General features: G+C 65.4%; 22 protein-coding genes and 1 pseudogene. 15 read left to right on the forward strand and 8 right to left on the reverse strand.

The window, feature by feature from the left end; all coding sequences use genetic code 11:
• Nucleotides 1–63: 63 nt before the first annotated feature.
• The 7 genes from ACFWCF_RS07285 (at nt 64) to ACFWCF_RS07315 (ending at nt 6,059) form a co-directional block, all read left to right on the forward strand.
• The gene (locus tag ACFWCF_RS07285) at nt 64–753 is read left to right on the forward strand and encodes a FadR/GntR family transcriptional regulator (protein ID WP_378559031.1); all 690 of its coding nucleotides are present in this window, start codon (nt 64–66) and stop codon (nt 751–753) included.
• 11 nt (nt 754–764) lie between these two features.
• Entirely contained in the window at nt 765–1,559 is a 795-nt protein-coding gene (locus ACFWCF_RS07290; protein ID WP_378559423.1) for an ABC transporter ATP-binding protein, read from the forward strand.
• A 71-nt stretch (nt 1,560–1,630) separates the two neighbouring features.
• The gene (locus tag ACFWCF_RS07295) at nt 1,631–1,903 is read left to right on the forward strand and encodes a helix-turn-helix transcriptional regulator (RefSeq protein ID WP_054806144.1); all 273 of its coding nucleotides are present in this window, start codon (nt 1,631–1,633) and stop codon (nt 1,901–1,903) included.
• 1 nt (nt 1,904) lies between these two features.
• Nucleotides 1,905–2,441, forward strand: coding sequence for a hypothetical protein (locus ACFWCF_RS07300; RefSeq protein ID WP_378559034.1), 537 nt, complete (start codon nt 1,905–1,907; stop codon nt 2,439–2,441).
• Entirely contained in the window at nt 2,438–3,328 is an 891-nt protein-coding gene (locus tag ACFWCF_RS07305; RefSeq protein ID WP_378559037.1) for an ABC transporter ATP-binding protein, read from the forward strand. Before ACFWCF_RS07300 ends, ACFWCF_RS07305 begins: the two co-directional genes overlap by 4 nt.
• Nucleotides 3,325–4,518: an ABC transporter permease gene (locus tag ACFWCF_RS07310; RefSeq protein ID WP_378559040.1), complete on the forward strand. Its 1,194-nt coding sequence runs from the start codon at nt 3,325–3,327 to the stop codon at nt 4,516–4,518. The genes ACFWCF_RS07305 and ACFWCF_RS07310 overlap by 4 nt, the downstream gene beginning before the upstream one ends.
• 35 nt (nt 4,519–4,553) lie before the next feature.
• Nucleotides 4,554–6,059, forward strand: a complete 1,506-nt coding sequence (locus ACFWCF_RS07315) for a carboxyl transferase domain-containing protein (protein WP_378559043.1) — start codon at nt 4,554–4,556, stop codon at nt 6,057–6,059.
• A gap of 10 nt (nt 6,060–6,069) precedes the next feature.
• Here the strand turns inward: ACFWCF_RS07315 and ACFWCF_RS07320 are convergent, their stop codons facing one another.
• On the reverse strand, nt 6,070–6,738 hold the full coding sequence (locus tag ACFWCF_RS07320; RefSeq protein ID WP_378559047.1) for a GPP34 family phosphoprotein: 669 nt from the start codon (nt 6,736–6,738) through the stop codon (nt 6,070–6,072).
• A gap of 133 nt (nt 6,739–6,871) precedes the next feature.
• On the opposite strand from ACFWCF_RS07320, the gene ACFWCF_RS07325 reads away from it, so the two are divergent.
• On the forward strand, nt 6,872–8,764 hold the full coding sequence (locus ACFWCF_RS07325; protein ID WP_378559050.1) for a propionyl-CoA synthetase: 1,893 nt from the start codon (nt 6,872–6,874) through the stop codon (nt 8,762–8,764).
• 28 nt (nt 8,765–8,792) lie between these two features.
• On the opposite strand, the gene ACFWCF_RS07330 is transcribed toward ACFWCF_RS07325, so the two are convergent.
• Genes ACFWCF_RS07330 through ACFWCF_RS07340 form a run of 3 tightly spaced genes read right to left on the reverse strand, consistent with a single transcriptional unit; the run spans nt 8,793 to nt 10,581 of the window.
• Nucleotides 8,793–9,065: a DUF3618 domain-containing protein gene (locus ACFWCF_RS07330; protein WP_378489209.1), complete on the reverse strand. Its 273-nt coding sequence runs from the start codon at nt 9,063–9,065 to the stop codon at nt 8,793–8,795.
• Entirely contained in the window at nt 9,062–9,487 is a 426-nt protein-coding gene (locus tag ACFWCF_RS07335; protein ID WP_378489208.1) for a phage holin family protein, read from the reverse strand. Before ACFWCF_RS07335 ends, ACFWCF_RS07330 begins: the two co-directional genes overlap by 4 nt.
• Nucleotides 9,484–10,581, reverse strand: coding sequence for a YihY/virulence factor BrkB family protein (locus ACFWCF_RS07340; protein ID WP_378559053.1), 1,098 nt, complete (start codon nt 10,579–10,581; stop codon nt 9,484–9,486). Before ACFWCF_RS07340 ends, ACFWCF_RS07335 begins: the two co-directional genes overlap by 4 nt.
• 75 nt (nt 10,582–10,656) lie before the next feature.
• Between ACFWCF_RS07340 and ACFWCF_RS07345 the strand changes: the two genes are divergently transcribed.
• The 5 genes from ACFWCF_RS07345 (at nt 10,657) to ACFWCF_RS07365 (ending at nt 13,716) form a co-directional block, all read left to right on the forward strand.
• Entirely contained in the window at nt 10,657–11,163 is a 507-nt protein-coding gene (locus ACFWCF_RS07345; RefSeq protein WP_378559056.1) for a flavin reductase family protein, read from the forward strand.
• Between the two features lie 33 nt (nt 11,164–11,196).
• A complete protein-coding gene (locus ACFWCF_RS07350; RefSeq protein ID WP_378559059.1) occupies nt 11,197–11,958 on the forward strand; it encodes a pyrimidine reductase family protein in 762 nt (253 codons plus the stop codon).
• A gap of 115 nt (nt 11,959–12,073) precedes the next feature.
• On the forward strand, nt 12,074–12,646 hold the full coding sequence (locus tag ACFWCF_RS07355) for a dihydrofolate reductase family protein (RefSeq protein ID WP_378559062.1): 573 nt from the start codon (nt 12,074–12,076) through the stop codon (nt 12,644–12,646).
• A 25-nt stretch (nt 12,647–12,671) separates the two neighbouring features.
• Nucleotides 12,672–13,166 (forward strand): CinA family protein, encoded by a 495-nt coding sequence (locus tag ACFWCF_RS07360; RefSeq protein WP_378559426.1) that lies wholly within the window; start codon nt 12,672–12,674, stop codon nt 13,164–13,166.
• A gap of 61 nt (nt 13,167–13,227) precedes the next feature.
• Nucleotides 13,228–13,716, forward strand: coding sequence for a hypothetical protein (locus ACFWCF_RS07365; protein ID WP_378559065.1), 489 nt, complete (start codon nt 13,228–13,230; stop codon nt 13,714–13,716).
• Nucleotides 13,717–13,723: 7 nt separating this feature from the next.
• Here the strand turns inward: ACFWCF_RS07365 and ACFWCF_RS07370 are convergent, their stop codons facing one another.
• A complete protein-coding gene (locus ACFWCF_RS07370; RefSeq protein ID WP_378559068.1) occupies nt 13,724–15,523 on the reverse strand; it encodes an acyl-CoA dehydrogenase in 1,800 nt (599 codons plus the stop codon).
• 137 nt (nt 15,524–15,660) lie between these two features.
• Here ACFWCF_RS07370 and ACFWCF_RS07375 point away from each other — a divergent pair, with 137 nt between their 5' ends.
• Nucleotides 15,661–16,146 carry a hypothetical protein gene (locus ACFWCF_RS07375; protein WP_378559071.1) on the forward strand — a complete coding sequence of 162 codons (486 nt, stop codon included), beginning with the start codon at nt 15,661–15,663 and terminating at the stop codon, nt 16,144–16,146.
• Nucleotides 16,147–16,149: 3 nt separating this feature from the next.
• On the opposite strand, the gene ACFWCF_RS07380 is transcribed toward ACFWCF_RS07375, so the two are convergent.
• Complete coding sequence (locus ACFWCF_RS07380) at nt 16,150–16,773, reverse strand: class I SAM-dependent methyltransferase (protein ID WP_378559074.1); 624 nt, start codon at nt 16,771–16,773, stop codon at nt 16,150–16,152.
• A 113-nt stretch (nt 16,774–16,886) separates the two neighbouring features.
• On the opposite strand from ACFWCF_RS07380, the gene ACFWCF_RS07385 reads away from it, so the two are divergent.
• Nucleotides 16,887–17,120, forward strand: a complete 234-nt coding sequence (locus ACFWCF_RS07385; protein WP_378559077.1) for a hypothetical protein — start codon at nt 16,887–16,889, stop codon at nt 17,118–17,120.
• 102 nt (nt 17,121–17,222) lie between these two features.
• On the opposite strand, the gene ACFWCF_RS07390 is transcribed toward ACFWCF_RS07385, so the two are convergent.
• Both ACFWCF_RS07390 and ACFWCF_RS07395 read right to left on the reverse strand, forming a co-directional pair.
• Nucleotides 17,223–17,588 (reverse strand): FKBP-type peptidyl-prolyl cis-trans isomerase, encoded by a 366-nt coding sequence (locus tag ACFWCF_RS07390; RefSeq protein WP_378489306.1) that lies wholly within the window; start codon nt 17,586–17,588, stop codon nt 17,223–17,225.
• A 9-nt stretch (nt 17,589–17,597) separates the two neighbouring features.
• Nucleotides 17,598–17,945 (reverse strand): annotated as a pseudogene (locus tag ACFWCF_RS07395) (FKBP-type peptidyl-prolyl cis-trans isomerase); the annotation flags it as partial.
• Between the last annotated feature and the right edge of the window lie 21 nt (nt 17,946–17,966).

The following is a 17,966-nucleotide window of genomic DNA, read 5'->3' on the forward strand; positions in this document are numbered from 1 at the left end:
CGAGCAACGACGCGTCGGACCGCAAGTCATCAGACCTCTGATGTCTTCGCTACACTCCTCGGCGTGACTGCACGACATACTCTGCGAAACGGACCGCTCGTTCCGCAGCTCGAGACACTCCTCACCGAACTCATCCGGGCCGAGAGGTGGACAGTCGGAACCCGCATCCCGAGCGAGGCGGAACTGGCCGCCGAACTGGGCGTCGGGCGGTCGTCGGTGCGCGAAGCAGTACGACTCCTGGCCAGGGACGGTCTCCTCGATGTCCGGCACGGAGTCGGAACATTCGTCGGCCGTCCTGCCGCGGGAAACGCAGGACTCGACCGACTCTTGAGTCGTGCTCGACTGCTCGAAGTGTACGAAGTCCGACGCGCCCTCGAGATCGAGGCGGCACGACTCGCCGCCGAACGGGCCCGACCACAGGACCTCGACCGCCTGCGCGCACATCTGGTGCGCAGACATGAAAGCCGTGCAGAGCCCAGCTCCGTGTTCGTCGCCACAGATCTCGATTTCCACGCCGCGATCCTCGACGTCGCAGGCAACACGATCCTGTCCGCGCTGTTCGAATCAATCCGGCCCCAACTACTCGACGCGCTCACCGATCTCGTCGACAACGTGCCCGGACGACCCGACACCCACTGCGCCCACGACGACCTCGTCCGTGCACTCGAATCCGGAGATGCGGATGCTGCCGTCGCAGCAACGGCAGCGAATCTCGATCCCGTCCTGCGCATACTCCGGAAAGGTGACAGCTAGTGGAGAAGTCCATTCCCGTCGTGAGTGTCGAGTCGGTCGACCTGGTTCGTGACGGCAGGTTCCTCCTGCGAGATGTCACGCTGCAGGTTCGGCGCGGCGAACACTGGGTGTTGCTGGGCGCCAACGGTGCCGGTAAGAGCACATTGCTCTCGCTGCTGGGAGCGATGGCGCATCCCACGGCAGGCACCGTCCATGTTCTCGGGCACCGGCTGGGACGGGTCGACATGCGGGAACTGCGCACACACATCGGTCACGTCAACCCGCGACACCTGGTCCGAGCCCCTTTGACCGTCAGGGATGTCGTTCTCACCGGCCTGACCAACACGCCCGAGTTCCTCCCCCGGTGGGCACCGACAGGAGCGCACATCGCGCGCGCCGAGGAGCTCGTCCACGCTCTAGGGATGGGATCTCGCTTGAATCTGCTGTGGCCGAACCTGTCCCAGGGAGAGCGGGGCCGAGCGCTGATCGCCCGTGCCCTCATGCCCGAGCCCGAGCTGCTACTGCTCGACGAACCGGCCACAGGCCTCGACCTGGCTGCACGCGAACAACTTCTGACCTCGCTCGACGAGCTTCGCTCCCGGGACCCGCACCGCGCCAGCATCCTCGTGACTCATCACCTCGAGGAAATTCCCACTACGACCACTCATGCTGTTCTCGTGAGGGAAGGTCTGATCGTTGCGCAGGGGCCGGTATCCGATGTCCTCACCACCTCCAACATCAGTCACTGCTTCGATCACTCCATCACCATCTCGAAGAGCCACGGACGCTGGGTGGCACAGACTCGGATGCCCGAAACCGTAAGCTGATCGAACGCACCAGCCAACCAGACTGCATGCTTCTATTGACAAATCGTTGTGTTTTCACAACACTTTGTTCCATGAGTCCGGTACGCCGTGGGGAAACGCTCCCCATCTACAACCGCATCCGCGTCCTGCGCGCGGAACGTGGCATGAGCCGCGCGCAACTGGCCGAGCTCATCGACGTGAACCCGCAAACCGTGGGCGCGCTCGAACGCGGCAACCACTACCCGAGCCTCGACCTCGCATTCCGTATCTGCGACGTATTTTCGCTGCCCGTGGAGGCCGTCTTCTCCCGCACCGAGTTCACCCCCTTGTCGACCGAGCTCTACAAGCCCCGGAAGGAGGCCTGACATGCCCACGCAGTCCATGCTCGATCGCTACGAGGCCCGCCGCACCCGACGATTCCTCAAGAACGAGGAACTGACTGCCCACTGGCTCCCCGGCTGGCGCACACAACACCGTCGCCGAATCCTCGCCGGCAGCGTCACCGCATTGATCGCCGTCATGTTCGTCGTTGCGATCACCTCGTACTTCACGATGTTTGCCGCGATCGCCTGGCTTCCGGTCACCTTGACGTTCCTACCGACCTGGACGTGCCTGCAGATCGTGTCCGGCCGCCAGTCCGACGCACCCCGCCACGCCCTCGACGAACGCGAGATCGCCGAACGCAACAGCGCCCGGTCCATCGGCCTGTCCGTCGCCCAGACTCTGCTACTGATACCGATTTTCGCCCTCATATTCGGTGCGACGATCGATTCTCTCGACCACCAATCCCTTGCGTACTCGGCGGGCGGATTCGCGCTCGCATCGATACTGTTCAGCGGATGCCTACCCGCCGTCCTGCTCGCCTGGAACCGCCCCGACGACGACCCGGAGGACCAGCCATGACCCTGACAATCGACAATCTTTCGAAACGCTACGGCAGCACCGTCGCGCTCGACGGGGCAAGTTTCGACGTCCGCCCGGGCGAACTGTTCGGTTTCGTCGGCAGCAACGGCGCAGGCAAGACCACCACGATGCGCATCATCCTCGGTGTCCTCGCCGCCGACTCCGGCGAGGTCCGGCTCGACGGCAACCCCGTCGACCTCGACGTACGCCGCACCATCGGCTACATGCCGGAAGAACGCGGTTTGTACCCGAAAATGAAGGTGGGGAAGCAACTTTCCTACTTGGCACAACTGCACGGACTGTCGAAGTCGGAGTCATCCGACGCGGTGCAGCGGTGGACCGAGCGCCTGGGAATCTCCGAACGACTCGGCGACACGGTCGATTCACTCTCACTCGGCAATCAGCAACGCGTCCAGCTCGCCGCCGCGCTCGTACACGACCCGAAGGTTCTCGTCCTCGACGAGCCGTTCTCCGGGCTCGACCCCGTCGCCGTGGATGTCATGAGTGAGGTTCTGGTCGAGAAGGCGAACGAGGGTGTACCCGTGATCTTCTCGAGCCACCAGCTCGATCTGGTGCAACGTCTGTGCCATCGTGTGGGCATCATTTCCAAGGGTCGGATGCGCGCCGTGGGAACCGTCGACGAACTGCGCTCCGGCGGAGAATCCCGGCTCGTGGTGCACGCCCCCCAAGCTCCGACCGGATGGGCCGACGGGCTCCCGGGTGTCACGACCGTCGAGCACACCGGCGAGCGAACCGTCCTGGCGGTCCTGCCCGGTGTCGACGACCAGCAGATCCTGAAGACCGCGCTGGAAACCGGTCCCGTTCATGAGTTCTCACTGCACCAGCCGTCCCTGACCGACCTGTTCCGAGAGGTGGTTGCCGCATGAGCGCCCCATTGACCACACCGCGTGCCATCGCGCTCGTCGCCGGCCGTGAATTCCAGACCCAGGTCCAGAAGAAGAGTTTCCTGATCAGCAACGGGATCATCCTGGTCGCGATCGTCGTCGGCATCGTCGCGATGTCGATCTTCGGCGGCGGCGACGAGGATCGCACCACCGTGGGCGTCGTCGGAGGGTCGAGCCTGAGCGCTACCCTCGGCGCCCTCGGCGAGGCGACGGGGAGCCCCCTGGAGATCTCCGAACTTCCCGACGCCGACACGGGCCGAGCACAGGTCACCGAGGGCGAACTCGAGGTCGCCCTAGTGCCCGGCGACAACGGCAGTGTCGTCGCCTTCACCGAATCCGACATCGACACCACCCTGAAGACGCTGATCGATACCGCGGTCGCGCAGGAGGCGCAGGCTGCCGCACTGACCGACCAGGGTGTCGATCCGGCCGACATCGCGGCCGCAACCGCTGCAGCGACCGTCACGGTCGAAGCCATCGATCCACCCGACGCCGAACAGGGCGAACGCATGATCCTGGCGATCATCGCCGTCATCCTGCTCTACATGCAGATCCTGATGTTCGGCATGTACGTCGCGATGGGCGTCGTCGAGGAGAAGTCGTCGCGCGTGGTCGAGCTGCTGCTGTCGACGCTGCGCCCACTGCAGCTGCTGTGGGGCAAGATCTTCGGCATCGGCGCTGTCGGCCTGCTCCAGCTCACGGCCTACGGAGCCGTCGGCGTCGGCGCCGCCTTGGCCACCGACACCCTCACCATCACCGGGACCGCGATCAGCGTGTTCGCCAGCACGCTCGGCTGGTTCGTCCTCGGATTCGCGTTCTTCGCGGTGCTCTACGCCGCGGCCGGATCGATGGTGTCGCGTCAGGAAGACGTCAACGCCACCTCCGGACCGCTGATGTTCATCATTCTCGCGATGTTCTTCGCGGCGTTCTCGTCGATCGACAACCCCGAGGCCACGTGGAGCACGGTGCTCAGCTGGATCCCGCCGTTCTCGGCGATCCTCATGCCGCTGCGGATCGCAGCGGGTGTCGCGTCACCGTTCCAGATCGTGGGAACGATCGTGCTGATGATCCTCGTCACCGCTGCCCTCGCCATGGTGGCCGCGAAGATCTACCAGCGCTCGATCCTGCGCATCGGTCGTACCGTGACCTGGAAGGAAGCGCTCGGCCGGTAAACACCATCGAGTGACCCGACGGACAAGGAGGCGATGTGGCCGGTACCAGGATCTCGGCACAGCAGTTCATCGATGCGGTGCTCGATGAGGGCAGTTTCGTCTCGTGGGACGAAACACCGATCGACGTCCACCCCGACGACTCGTACCGCGCCGAGCTCGAACGTGCCGCTGAGAAGTCCGGGGTCGACGAGTCGGTACTCACCGGCGTCGGCACCGTCCACGGACGCCGGGTGGCGCTGATCGCCTGCGAATTCGCCTTCCTCGCCGGATCGATCGGTGTCGCGGCATCCGAACGCATCGTCTCGGCGATCGAGCGCGCCACCGCGGAAGGACTCCCCCTACTCGCGTCCCCCACGTCGGGCGGCACGAGAATGCAGGAAGGCACGCTCGCCTTCGTGCAGATGGTGAAGATCGCCGCGGCCGTTGCAGCACACAAGGCGGCGCACCTGGGCTATCTCGTGTATCTGCGCAATCCCACGACGGGCGGGGTGTTCGCGTCGTGGGGGTCGCTCGGGCACGTCACGGCAGCAGAACCGGGTGCACTCGTCGGATTCCTCGGGCCACGGGTCTACAAGGCCCTGTACCAGGAGGATTTCCCCGAGGGAGTGCAGACGGCCGAGAACCTCCATCGCCGGGGCGTGATCGACGGAGTGATCCCACTCGGGGGCATGCGGCAGGTGGTGCACCGGCTGTTGAGGGTTCTCGTCGAACCGGATCGCCCCGACACGTCCGCAGAGACCGCACTCACCGAGGTCGATGAGGTACCCGACATTCCGGCCTGGCAGTCGGTGATGCTCACCCGTCGACCCGAGCGCCCCGGGATCCGTCAGCTCCTGCGACACGCGGCGTCGGCGCAGGTACCGCTCTCCGGCACCGGCGAGGGCGAAACCGACTCCGCCGTGATGTTGTCGCTCGCACGATTCCGCGGTGTGTCGTGTGTGCTGTTCGGTCAGGATCGCAGTGGTCAGTCGGCGGCGGAACCCATGGGCCCGGGAGCGTTGAGGGAGGCGCGGCGCGCGATGCGGCTCGCCGACGAACTGCAACTTCCGCTCGTCCTCGTCATCGACACACTCGGTGCTGCCCTGTCGAAGGAGGCCGAAGAACGTGGTCTCGCACCCGAGATCGCCCGCTGTCTTGCCGATTTGGTGACGCTTGCGACCCCGACCGTGTCGGTGCTGCTCGGCCAGGGCACGGGCGGCGGCGCGCTCGCGCTGTTGCCCGCCGACCGGGTGCTGTGTGCGCAACACGGCTGGCTCGCGCCACTGCCCCCGGAGGGCGCCAGCGCGATCGTGCACCGCGACACCACTCATGCCCCGCAGATGGCTGCGGCGCAGGGAATCCGGTCCCGGGATCTGCTGCGCGACGGAATCGTCGACGGGGTCATACCCGAATACCACGATGCCGCAGACGATCCGATCGGGTTCCTCAAACGCGTGGGCGCTGCGGTCGCGCGCGAATTGTCCTCCCTCACGGATGAGTCCGCCGACGATCGCTACCGCCGACGGATCGCCCGCTTCCGCAATCTGGGACTACCCACCTGACCGCGGTCACTCAGCTGCTCGCCACCACCGCGGGTACGGTGACGGCCACGATGATCGCGGTGTTCACCGCATCGACCGCCTGACGAACCGCCTTACCCGCCCACTCTCCTTCTGATATTTCCTTGGCGCGCTCCGTAATCCGCTTCTTGTCCACATCCGGGAAGATCTTCGGTGCCAGCTTCGTAGCCGACAGCAACGAGATCAGCCCTGCCGAATGCGGCGACGGCGTCACCCCGTCGACCAGTACGGAATACAGCTCGCTGCGCACCTGCCGTTCATGACTCTCGTCGACGGCAGGCCAGCGCCGCGTCGGGAACAGCCCGAGGACCTTGCCGCGTTCTTCGCGCACCCACCCGTTCGCCACGACACGCTCCAGCACGACGTCCCGCAGGTTCTTACTCAGCTTCTCGATCGCTGCTGCCGGCTTCATCGGCTTCCGGCCACCGAGAAGCGCCACCGAATCGGCCAACAACGGATCGGCGGGCGCAGTACCGCCGACCACCACTCGGCCCTTCTTGCCCTTCACTCCCGCTTCATCGAGGAGGACGGCGCCCGCGAGCGCCAATTCGAGGAGCACCGCGCCCGCGAGCGCACGGGGCAAAGTGATGCTGTCGACGATCGACTTGCCGGATTCGTCGTCGAGCGCGAGAAGCAGCAGATCTTCCGCAAGCAAAGACATGGTCACACGGTACGTCCGTTCATCGACCGATCGGTACCACCGGGCGCAGATGCGCGCCATCCGGCCACTGCCCGCGCACCGGGTCGAATAGGGTGGTCGCGATCACGTCGATGTCGAGGAAGGACACGAACCGATGAGCTCGTACGAGGACGCGTTCCGGCAGAGTGTGGACGATCCGGAGGCGTTCTGGCTCGCCGCCGCGCAGGGAGTCGAGTGGGACACCGCTCCGACACGCGCCCTCGACGACGCGCAGGCGCCGTCGTACAAGTGGTTCCCGGACGGCACCCTCAATACGAGTGTCAATGCTCTCGACCGGCACGTCCAGGCCGGTCACGGCGACCGCCCTGCGCTGATCTGGGATTCGGCGATGGTGCCCGCGAAGCGCACGTACACCTATGCGGAACTGCTCGACGAGGTGGCCACGTTTGCCGGCGTCCTGCGCGATCAAGGCGTCGCCCCCGGCGACCGCGTGATCATCTACATGCCGATGATCCCCGAGGCTGCCATCTCGATGCTCGCCTGCGCGCGCATCGGCGCGGTCCACTCGGTGGTCTTCGGCGGTTTCGCGGCGAAAGAACTCGCCACCCGCATCGACGACGCGCAACCGGTCCTGCTGGTGACCGCCTCCGGTGGGCTCGAGCCCGGGCGCACCATCGAGTATCTGCCGATGGTCGAGCAGGCAGTGCAGTTGTCGCAGACTCCCCCGCACACCGTGATCGTGAAGGACCGCGAGCAGATTCCCGGTTCCGCAGCCGACTACAGGACTTCCGCAGCGGCGTGGTTCGACTGGGACGAATTGGCCGCCGACGCATCCCCGGCCGACCCGGTCAGCGTGGCAGCCACCGACCCGTTGTACATCCTGTACACCTCGGGCACGACCGGGAAGCCGAAGGGCGTGGTCCGCGACAACGGCGGTCACGCGGTCGCGCTCACCTGGTCGATGCGCAACATCTACGACATCGCTGCCGGCGACGTGTGGTGGACGGCCTCCGATGTCGGCTGGGTGGTCGGCCACTCGTACATCGTGTACGGACCGCTGCTGGTGGGCGCAACGACGGTGATGTACGAGGGCAAGCCCGTCGGCACCCCCGACGCCGGCGCATTCTGGCGGGTCATCTCCGAGTACGGGGTCAAGGCGCTGTTCACCGCGCCGACCGCGATCCGGGCCGTGCGCAAGGCAGACCCGAACGCAGAGGAACTCGAGAAGTACGACATCTCCTCGATGCAGACGCTGTTCGCGGCCGGGGAGCGACTCGACCCGGACACGTACGAGTGGGCGACCAAGGTGCTCGAGCGCCCCGTGGTAGACCACTGGTGGCAGACGGAGACAGGCTGGGCCATCGCCGCGAACCTGCGCGGACTCGACCCGATGCCGCTCAAGGCCGGCTCCCCCACCGTTCCCGTCCCGGGATATCGCGTCGAGATCGTCGATGCCGAAGGCAAGCGGGTCGAAGCGAACGCAGAGGGCAACATCGTCGTGCGTCTGCCGTTACCGCCCGGCACCCTGGCCGGGCTGTGGCGCGACGACGACCGCTACCGCCGCTCGTACCTCGATACCTTCCCCGGCTACTACCTCACAGGCGACTCCGGTTTCATCGACGAGGACGGTTACGTGTTCGTGCTCGGACGCTCCGACGACGTCATCAACGTTGCCGGGCACCGCCTTTCCACCGGCAGCATGGAGGCCGTGGTCGCAGGGCATTCCGCGGTCGCCGAGTGCGCCGTCGTCGGTATCCGCGACGAACTCAAGGGGCAGCGCCCGTCCGGTTACGTCGTGCTCAAGGCCGGTGTCGACATCGACCACGAAACGCTGCGCCAGGAACTGGTGAAGATGGTCCGCGACCAGATCGGTGCCGTTGCCACGTTCCGCGACGTGACCGTAGTGGAGGCGTTGCCGAAGACCCGCTCGGGCAAGATTCTGCGAAAGACGATGCGTCAGATCGCTGATCACGAGAAGTACACGGTGCCATCGACGATCGAGGACCCTGCGGTGCTCGAAGCGCTGAAGAAGCAACTCGGAGGCTGACGGCCCCAGCTGTCACGAACGTCAGCCGTCAGCGGCGTCGTCGTCTCCATACGAGTACGACGACGACCGCGGCGAGCGCACCGGCCGCGAGCACGAGCAGATCGGGACGCTCGCGCACCGCCTCCATGCGCTCGTCCGCCGCATGCTTCACACGGGTGGGCACGTCGAGTCTGTCGGCAAGTTCGCCCACGGTCGCGGCAAGTTCCGCGCGTTGCTGCTCGATCCCCTCCTCCGCGGGCAGTGAGGATGCGGGATTGCGAGAGTCGTTGTTTCCCTGGTTGTTCGACACAGCATCACTCATCGGACTGCTCCCTTCGCTGCGGCTACATCGGCACGAACGCTGTCGGCGGTGCGCTCCGGGATCGGAGGCGCTGCATTCTTCGCCTTCGACGCCCCGACCGCAGCGAGGATCCCGCCGATCGCGAGCACCGCGACGGCCACGATCAAGGCGGCCAGCCACGGATCCAACGCGGTCGCCAGACCCAGCACACCGGCTGCGATCAGAGTGGCGAGACCGAGATACAGCAGGAGGGCTCCGGCGCCGGAGATTCCCGCTCCGATTCCGATGCGGGTGCCTTTCGATTTCACTTCGTCGAGGGCGTGGGTCACCTCGGTGCGCACCAGCGTGGACACCTGTTCGGTGAGGCGCTCGGTGAGTTCCACGGTGGACAGGCCTGCCGGTTGCTCCGCGACATGGCGAGGTCCGTTCGAGTGCGTGGTCATCTTCGGTTTCCTTCCGTATTGCGGTCGGCTTCGCCGCGGTGGGAGGTGTCGTGCTCGGCTCGCAGCCGTCGGCCTTCTTCGATGAGATCCCGATGCTTCGCGTCGTTCTTCTCGATGACACGTGTGTCACGTTCGGGCAGCTGCAGACTGCTCTCTGCTTCGATTCCCGCCTGCAGTTGGCGTCCGCGCTCGAGTTCCGCGTCGAACTCCGCGCCGAACAGCAGTGCAAGGTTCGTGATCCACAACCACAGAAGGAAGATCACCGCGCCGGCGAGGGATCCGTACGTCTGGTTGTAGCTGCCGAAATTGGACACGTAGAAGGCGAAGAGCACCGAGGCGACGATCCAGGTCAGGATCGCGATGAGAGAGCCGAGGCTGACCCACCGGAACTTCGGTTGCGCCACGTTGGGTGTCGCGTAGTACAGCACTGCCACGATCAGCACCACGAGGATCAGCATCACCGGCCATTTCGCAATGTTCCACACCGTGACCGCGGTGTCACCGAGCCCGATCGTGTCGCCGATGGCACGCGCGATCGGCCCGCTGACCACCAGCATCAGTGCGGTCGCGCCCGCAGCGACCAACGCCAGCGCCGTCACGACGAGCATCAAGGGCCGAAGCTTCCAGATCGGCCGACCCTCCTCGATCTCGTAGATGCGGTTCATCGCACGACCGAATGCGCCGACGTAGCCGGACGCCGTCCACAGCGCGCCCACCACACCGATGAGGAGAGCGACACCTGCGGTCGGTGCTTGGACCAGCTGTTCGATGGGTCCGCGCAACGTGTCCACCGCCGAGGCCGGACCGAGATCCTCGACCATCTGCAGCAGTGTGTCGACCGTGGACTGCCCCTGCCCGAACACGCCCAGCAGCGATACCACCACCAGCAACGCCGGAAACAGCGACAGCACGGCATAGTAGGTGAGTGCCGCCGCCAGGTCCGTACATTGATCGCGGCTGAACTCACGAGCCGTGCGGCGGAGCGCATACTTCCACGACGGGGTTCTCAGATCCGTCGGTGAGTCGGGTTTGCGTGGATCGTCGGGTGACGGAGTTCGCGTCGACGCAGCCTTCGAACCCTCTTCGTCCGTCATGACTACTGGAGTACCGCGCCGACAGCGGACTCAAACGCGGGACTCGAACGCGCATCCCAGCGGTACGCTTTGCTCATGTCCGGCAGCATCAGTGGTTCCACCGAAGGCTTCTCGGCGATCGTGTCGAAGCTCGACTATCCGATGTTCGTCGTCACGGCACGAGCGATGAACGAACGCAGTGGGTGCCTGGTCGGTTTCGCGACGCAGACCGCGATCGATCCGCCGCGGTTCCTCGTCGGCCTGTCCGACAAGAACCGCACTTTCCGTGTGGCGGGGGCGGCCGAACACCTGGCGGTGCATGTCGTCGATCGGTCGAACCTGGAGCTCGCTGCACTGTTCGGCGAGAAGACAGGCGACGAGGTCGACAAGTTCGCGCAGTGCGCGTGGAGCGAGGGGCCACACGGGCTGCCGATCCTCGACGAGGCGGCCGCGTGGTTCACCGGAGCAATCATCGGACGAGCCGAACTGGGCGATCACATCGGGTTTCTTCTCGAGCCTGATCTCGGTGAGTTGCGCGTCGACCTGGACGATCTCGTGACGTTCCAGAATGTTCGCGACCTGGATCCCGGGCACGGCGCGTGACCACGCATCGATAGTCGTGGTCTGATCGACGGTATGCAGCGACTCGACGATCCCAGCACTCCGACCCAGCTCCTCGACGACGCAGACCTGCGCGAGTTGTACGCGTATCCGAGAGACCTCACGCATCCGTGGATGCGGGTGAACTTCGTGTCCTCACTCGACGGGGCGGTCGCGGTGGACGGGCGTTCGGGCGGGCTCGGGACACCCGCCGACAAGTTGGTCTTCGGAATGCTCCGCGAACTCGCCGACGTGATCCTCGTCGGTGCGGGCACCGCGCGCACCGAGAACTACGGGGGGGCACGTACGAGCGAGGCCTTACGCGAGCGCCGTGCAGCAGCGGGGTTGTCGGCGGTGCCGCCGATCGCGGTGATCACGGCATCGGGCAACCTCGACCCGGGAATGCGACTGTTCACCGACACAACCGTGCCTCCGATCGTGTTCACCAGCAGCGCGGTATCCGAAAAAAAGCGCCGCAGCCTCGCGGATGCCGGCGCCGACGTCCGCGTCATCGCCGCCGACGACATCAGCGGCGATGCCCTCGTCGCCGCATCGACCGAGGCCGGATGGAATCGCATTCTCTGCGAGGGCGGTCCCCGGCTCTTCGGTCGCATGATCGCAGACAACGTCGTCGACGACCTGTGCCTGACCTTCACACCGGTGCTCGCGGCCGGATCGGCAGACCGTATCGCCCACTCCCCCGCGTCCGCCGTCACCGCCATGCGGCGTGCTCATCTCGTGTGCGACGACGACGGCACAATCCTCACCCGATGGGTACGCGATTCTCCAGCAGGGTAGCCAGTAGCAACTTTTGCGTCGAAACAGGCCGAATGTGCTGGCATCGGGGGCATTCTCGTTCTAGCGTGGCTGTTCGATCAGGTCTCGGTCTGTACCCACTTTCGAGGAGGACTGCGTGCGCACACTGACCTATTACGTCGCGACGACACTGGACGGATTCATTGGCGATCCGTCCGGCGGCTTCGAATTCTTCCCGGTCGAGGGCGATCACATGTATCACCTGATCGAGGAGTACCCCGAGACTCTGCCCGTGCACGTGCGCGACCAGCTCGAGGTCACTGCGCCGGGCAAGCACTTCGACGCGGTCGTGATGGGTCGACGCACATGGGAACCGTCGCTCAGTGCCGGCCTCACCAGCGCCTATCCGCATCTTCAGCAGTACGTCTTCTCGAAGACTCTGACCGAGGCTCCGGACGACACCGTCACCCTCGTCTCGACCGACCCACTCGAATACGTCCGTAATCTGAAGCAGCAGGACGGCAGGGGAATCTGGCTGTGCGGTGACGCGACACTCGCAGGTGAACTGCTCCCCGAGATCGACGAGCTGATTCTGAAAGTCAATCCGATCGTCGCGGGAAACGGGATCCCGCTGTTCCGAACCGGATTCGAGCCGCGCTACTTCGAACTGACGGAAAGCCGCGTGTTCGACAGCGGTGTCGTCGTCAACCGGCTCGCAGCGAAGCGCTGAGGCCGACGAGAACGGAATGGCACCGATGGACCACGATCACGATGTCGTCGAAGGCACCGATCTCTCCGATGCACTGATCGACGAACTGACAACGCTCGCATCCGATCGCAGCGTCACGATCGGATGCGCGGAATCCTTGACGGCAGGCACCCTGGCGGCGCGACTCGGAGCGGCCGAAGGCAGTTCCGGGTGGTTCCGCGGCGCGATCGTGGCCTACTCGCGATCCGTCAAACATGGATTGCTCGATGTCCCCGAAGGCCCGGTCGTGTGCGAGTCGGCAGCGCGCGTGATGGCCGAGTCCACAGCACGTCTGCTCGACGCCGATATCGTCGTCGCGGTCACCGGCGCCGGCGGTCCTGAACCACAGGACGGACGCGCGCCGGGCACGGTGTGTTTCGCAACAACCGGGCACACCGGAACACGCTCCGAAGAACAGCATTTCGACGGAGACCCGGAAAACGTATTGGCACAGACGGTGCGTCACGCCCTGAAATTGCTGATCGCGCGGATGACCGACTGACGGCCGAGCAGCACCGAAAGTCGCGTGCGCGCGCCCAGTGCCGTCATCTACTCTGCACGGCATGCGCGTCGAATTCACCAAGGGGCCCGGTACGAGTTACGAGATCGCCGTACACCGCGAGACCGGCGCGGCACTCGCTCCTCGTAACGGCCCCGGCGGTCACCCCTATCTCCCGCACGACCTGCTGCACCTCCTCGCCGAAATCGAGGCAGGCATTCCGCTCGGCGTCTTCGGGCAACTCGCTGCCGGCGACAACGGCCTGTTCTGGCCCGCCGACCCCGCAGAACGCACCAAGGCTGCGCGCCGTCGAAAAATCAAGGCAACCAAGATGTCTCCGCAGGAGAAGGCCGACATGGCCCGATCCGAGGAGCTCGTCGGGGTGGCGTTACCCGTCTGGGAGTACCGACGCGGCCACGCGGGGGAACTGCCGCCGTCGATGACGGACGACGCAGTTCCCCCGCTGGTCGAGCGGATCGTCGCCCGGTTCGACGACTACGCCGACCGCTGGTACTCCCTGCGTGTGGGCGACACGCTCTCGGTGACCTGGTGACGCAGGGTCAGAACACGCTCGGCGAGACGTCGAGCGTCGTACGGTCGAGGCTCGAGAGCAGATCGAACTGCGGGCCGGTCTTCGGCAGCTCGAAACGGTAGAAGTACCGCGCCGCTGCACGCTTGCCATCGAAGAAGTCGCCTTCACGCTCCCCCACCGCCAGCAGCTGCTCGAGCCAGATCCAGGCCACCACGACGTGGCCCACCGCTTCGAGATACACCGACGAATTCGCGAGTGCTACAGACGGATCTCCGTTCGACCACAAAGTTGCAGTCGTCGCCGCGACACGGTCGGTCGCGGTACTCAGTTGCGCTGCGTATTCGGCCACGTCGCCGCCGGACGCGAGCGCCTTGTCGACGGTGGCGCCGATCGTCTCACCGAGAAGTACGAGTCCGGCCCCGCCCTGCATGACGACCTTGCGTCCCAGTAGATCCATGCCCTGGATCCCGTGTGTACCCTCGTGAATGGGGTTGAGCCGGTTGTCGCGGTAGTACTGTTCGACGTCGAATTCACGGGTGTAGCCGTAACCACCGAGAACCTGAATCGCGAGGCTGTTGGCCTCGAGACACCACTGCGACGGCCAGGACTTCGCGATCGGGGTGAGCACGTCGAGCAGCACACCGGCCTTGGCTCGTGCATCATCGTCGCTCGCAGTGCGCTGTTCGTCGACGAGCTTCGAGCAGTACAGCCCAAGAGCCATCGCACCCTCGACATACGACTTCTGCGCGAGCAGCATGCGTCGGACGTCGGTGTGTTCGATGAGCGGAACCTGCGGCGACGCCGGATCTTTCGCCCCGAGCGGCCTCCCCTGAGTGCGGGTGCGCGCGTAGTCGAGCGACTGCAGGTAACCCGCGTAGCCCAGTGAGGTCGCGAGGAACCCGACGCCTATCCGCGCCTCGTTCATCATGTGGAACATGTACTGCAGGCCCTTGTGGGGCTCACCGAGGAGGTAGCCGACGGCCCCGGCTTCTCCACCGGGCGTGACGGCGCCCTCGCCGAAGTTGAGCAGCGCGTTGGTCGTGCCGCGGTTGCCCATCTTGTGGTTGAGGCCCACCAGCGCGACATCGTTGCGGTCGCCCAGCGTGCCGTCGTCGTTCACCAGGAACTTCGGCACGATGAACAGCGAGATGCCCTTGACCCCGGCGGGACCGCCGGGAATCTTCGCGAGCACCAGGTGGACGATGTTCTCGGTCAGCTCGTGATCTCCACCGGAGATCCACATCTTCGTTCCGGTGATCCGGTACGTGCCGTCGTCGGCCGGGACAGCCCTGGTCGTGATGTCGGCCAGCGACGACCCCGCCTGCGGCTCCGACAGGCACATCGTGCCGAAGAATCGGCCTTCGAGCATGGGCGGCACGAACGTCGCGATCTGATCCTCGCTGCCGTGTGTGACGAGCAGGCTCGCGTTGGCCGCGGTGAGGAACGGGTACGACGAGGTTCCGGCATTCGCCGCCTGGAACCATGCCATCGATGCCCGCAGCAATGTCATCGGCAACTGCATTCCGCCGAGCGACTCGTCGAAGCCGCCTGCGATGAGCCCGGCCTTGGCGAACAGGTCCAGGGCGTCCTTCACCTCCGGAATGATCTCCACGACGCCGTCCTCACCGATCCGAGGCTCCTGAGCGTCGGCCTTTTTGTTGTGCGTCGCGAAATGCTTGGTGGCAAGATCGGCACTCAGGTCGAGGACGGCATCGAACGTGTCGCGCGAATGCTCGGCGAAGTGCTCCCGCGACGTCAGCGATCCGACGTCGAGCCAGTCGTAGAGCAGGAAGTCGAGGTCGCGACGGGACAGGACGGGAGCGGGCACGGACGATCCTTATGTTCGTAGTTGCAGTTACTTCGTGAGTCGAACACCGTGTTCTTCAGAACCATCCCAGTACACCAACGGGCGTGCATGATGTCCAGCAGACGCAATGTTCTGTCGAGGTTCGATACGGAGAACCGATGAGCGATGAGATCGTGGTCGAGCACGAGTCGATCGTCGATGCGCCGAATACCGTTGTGTGGGCGCGTGTCACGAGCGCAGAAGGCATCAACGACGAGCTTGCGCCGATACTCGCGATGCGCATGCCCCGCTGGGCCCACACACTCACCGAGGACACCGTTCCCATAGGGCGCCCGATCGCCCGGGTCCCGCTGTTGCTGTTCGGCGTACTGCCGGTGGAGTACGACCACCTGACCATCGCCGAGTTCGAACCCGGCCGCCGATTCCACGAGAAGTCGACGATGATGCTCATGCGACGCTGGGAGCACGAACGCACACTGGATCCGCTATCGCCGGAAAGCACGCGGGTGCACGACCGGCTCACGTTCGAACTCCGCATTCCGTTGTCGCGGATTCCGGGTGCTCAGGCGGTCGCGCGCCGCGTGATTGCCACTTTGTTCGCGCACAGGCATCGGCGGCTGGCGCAATTCTTCGAAAGGTCCTGACGCCTACACAGGCTGCCGACGTGCAGTGATGGCGCCGTGCGGTCTGTGACCGCTTGCCGTTCGTGTGTGGGCTTCGGTCACCTCGAAGCCGGCCACAGCGAGTTCTCTGCCGAGTTCTTCGACCGGCCATCGATACGCAGCGGTCACGGCGTGGTCGAAGGCCTCGACGGCCGGTCCTTCGAAGAAACCCACCAGCAATGCGCCGCCCGGCCGAATCACGCGCGCGAACTCGGCGAGCGGCATTCGGATGTCCGCCGGAGCATGGTGGATGAGCGAATACCACGACAGCACCCCGCCCAGCGATCCTGTCGCCGCGTTCAATTTCTCGAACCGTCCGAGCTCGAAAGAGAGTTGGGGATACTCGCTGCGAGCGCGGTCGACGAATTCGGGCACCAGATCGATCCCGCTCGCCGCAGATCCGCACCGAGCCAGAAAGTCTGTCCACTGCCCCGGACCACATCCGGCGTCGAGCACCCGGCCTGTCAGTGTGTCTGCCCAGCTGCGCACCAGGGCCTGATCGCACGGGTGTGTCGAGCCGATGGTGCCGAAGAGATCGACATACTCCCGCGATCTGGCCGAGTACGAGTCTCGCACGATGTGGATCGGTGAGGCGTCCGCGTTCTCCATGCTGTCGATGATCACCCACCGGGTGCGCCGAACCCACCCCTGGGGCGGGTTCGACCGACGCGTCCTACGACGCATTCTTGTTCCAGTCACCACACCCGGCCCAGGAGAACCGAATGTCGAAGCACCACAAAGCTTTCGCCGCCACCTTCATGATCGCCGCAGCGCTACTCGGCGGTACCGCGACCGCCGCCGCCGATTCGATGTCCGATCACGACGACGATCACAAGAGAGGTTGCGCCGTCTTCGTCGAGAACCACCGCGGGGACGTCGAGGTCGAGTACGTCCGGACCGGCACCCGTAGCGGCGACTTCGTGTGTCGCATCAACGGCGAGTGGGAGCACCGCTGACCGGCCCCTCCAACGGCAGAAACGACCGGGAAATGCGCGCAGACCCCGCATCACCATGGATGCGGGGCCTGCGTTCAGATGTGTATCAGCGCGCTGCGCGGATCAGTTGGTGCCCATGAGGTCGATGACGAACACCAGGGTCTTGCCTCCGAGCTGATGACCGGATCCGGCCGGACCGTACGCGAGCTCCGGCGGTACCGTCAGCTTGCGACGTCCGCCGACCTTCATGCCGGGGATGCCCTGCTGCCAGCCCGGGATGAGGCGAGCGAGCGGGAAGGCGACGGACTGGCCGCGGCTCCACGACGAGTCGAACTCCTCGCCCGTGTCGAACTCGACGCCCTTGTAGTGCACGTCGACGGTGGCTCCGGGCTGAGCCTCGGCACCGTCGCCGATCTCGATGTCTTCGACGACCAGCTCGGTCGGGGCCGGACCTTCGGGCTTCTCGATCACCGGCGGCTCCGGCGGCACCTGGACGCCGAGCAGATCGATGATGAACACCAAGGTCTTGCCGGACAGCTGGTGCCCCGACCCTGCCGGACCGTACGCGAGCTCCGGGGGAATCGTCAGCTGGCGGCGCCCGCCTGCCTTCATACCGGGGATGCCTTCCTGCCAACCGGCGATCAGACCCGCGAGCGGGAAGCGGATCGACTCACCGCGGCTCCACGACGAGTCGAACTCCTCGCCCGTGTCGTACTCGACACCCACGTAGTGGACGTCGACGATTGCGCCCGGAACAGCCTCTGCCCCGTCGCCGACGGTGATGTCCTTGACAACCAGTTCGGTGGGGGCAGGCCCCTCCTGGAATTCGATCTCCGGCTTGGTCATAGGTCTAACTCCCTCGTCGAA

Origin of the sequence: Rhodococcus sp. NPDC060090 (assembly GCF_042729855.1) — a bacterium.
Classification (GTDB): Bacteria; Actinomycetota; Actinomycetes; order Mycobacteriales; family Mycobacteriaceae; genus Rhodococcus.

What these genes read in the sequence shown, in the direction of transcription:
- ACFWCF_RS07295 (WP_054806144.1), top strand. Translation starts at nt 1,631, where the DNA reads ATGAGTCCGGTACGCCGTGGGGAAACGCTCCCCATCTACAACCGCATC.
- ACFWCF_RS07300 (WP_378559034.1), top strand. Translation starts at nt 1,905, where the DNA reads ATGCCCACGCAGTCCATGCTCGATCGCTACGAGGCCCGCCGCACCCGA.
- ACFWCF_RS07305 (WP_378559037.1), top strand. Translation starts at nt 2,438, where the DNA reads ATGACCCTGACAATCGACAATCTTTCGAAACGCTACGGCAGCACCGTC.
- ACFWCF_RS07310 (WP_378559040.1), top strand. Translation starts at nt 3,325, where the DNA reads ATGAGCGCCCCATTGACCACACCGCGTGCCATCGCGCTCGTCGCCGGC.
- ACFWCF_RS07320 (WP_378559047.1), bottom strand. Translation starts at nt 6,738, where the DNA reads ATGTCTTTGCTTGCGGAAGATCTGCTGCTTCTCGCGCTCGACGACGAA.
- ACFWCF_RS07325 (WP_378559050.1), top strand. Translation starts at nt 6,872, where the DNA reads ATGAGCTCGTACGAGGACGCGTTCCGGCAGAGTGTGGACGATCCGGAG.
- ACFWCF_RS07330 (WP_378489209.1), bottom strand. Translation starts at nt 9,065, where the DNA reads ATGAGTGATGCTGTGTCGAACAACCAGGGAAACAACGACTCTCGCAAT.
- ACFWCF_RS07335 (WP_378489208.1), bottom strand. Translation starts at nt 9,487, where the DNA reads ATGACCACGCACTCGAACGGACCTCGCCATGTCGCGGAGCAACCGGCA.
- ACFWCF_RS07340 (WP_378559053.1), bottom strand. Translation starts at nt 10,581, where the DNA reads ATGACGGACGAAGAGGGTTCGAAGGCTGCGTCGACGCGAACTCCGTCA.
- ACFWCF_RS07345 (WP_378559056.1), top strand. Translation starts at nt 10,657, where the DNA reads ATGTCCGGCAGCATCAGTGGTTCCACCGAAGGCTTCTCGGCGATCGTG.
- ACFWCF_RS07350 (WP_378559059.1), top strand. Translation starts at nt 11,197, where the DNA reads ATGCAGCGACTCGACGATCCCAGCACTCCGACCCAGCTCCTCGACGAC.
- ACFWCF_RS07360 (WP_378559426.1), top strand. Translation starts at nt 12,672, where the DNA reads ATGGACCACGATCACGATGTCGTCGAAGGCACCGATCTCTCCGATGCA.
- ACFWCF_RS07365 (WP_378559065.1), top strand. Translation starts at nt 13,228, where the DNA reads ATGCGCGTCGAATTCACCAAGGGGCCCGGTACGAGTTACGAGATCGCC.
- ACFWCF_RS07375 (WP_378559071.1), top strand. Translation starts at nt 15,661, where the DNA reads ATGAGCGATGAGATCGTGGTCGAGCACGAGTCGATCGTCGATGCGCCG.
- ACFWCF_RS07380 (WP_378559074.1), bottom strand. Translation starts at nt 16,773, where the DNA reads ATGGAGAACGCGGACGCCTCACCGATCCACATCGTGCGAGACTCGTAC.
- ACFWCF_RS07385 (WP_378559077.1), top strand. Translation starts at nt 16,887, where the DNA reads ATGTCGAAGCACCACAAAGCTTTCGCCGCCACCTTCATGATCGCCGCA.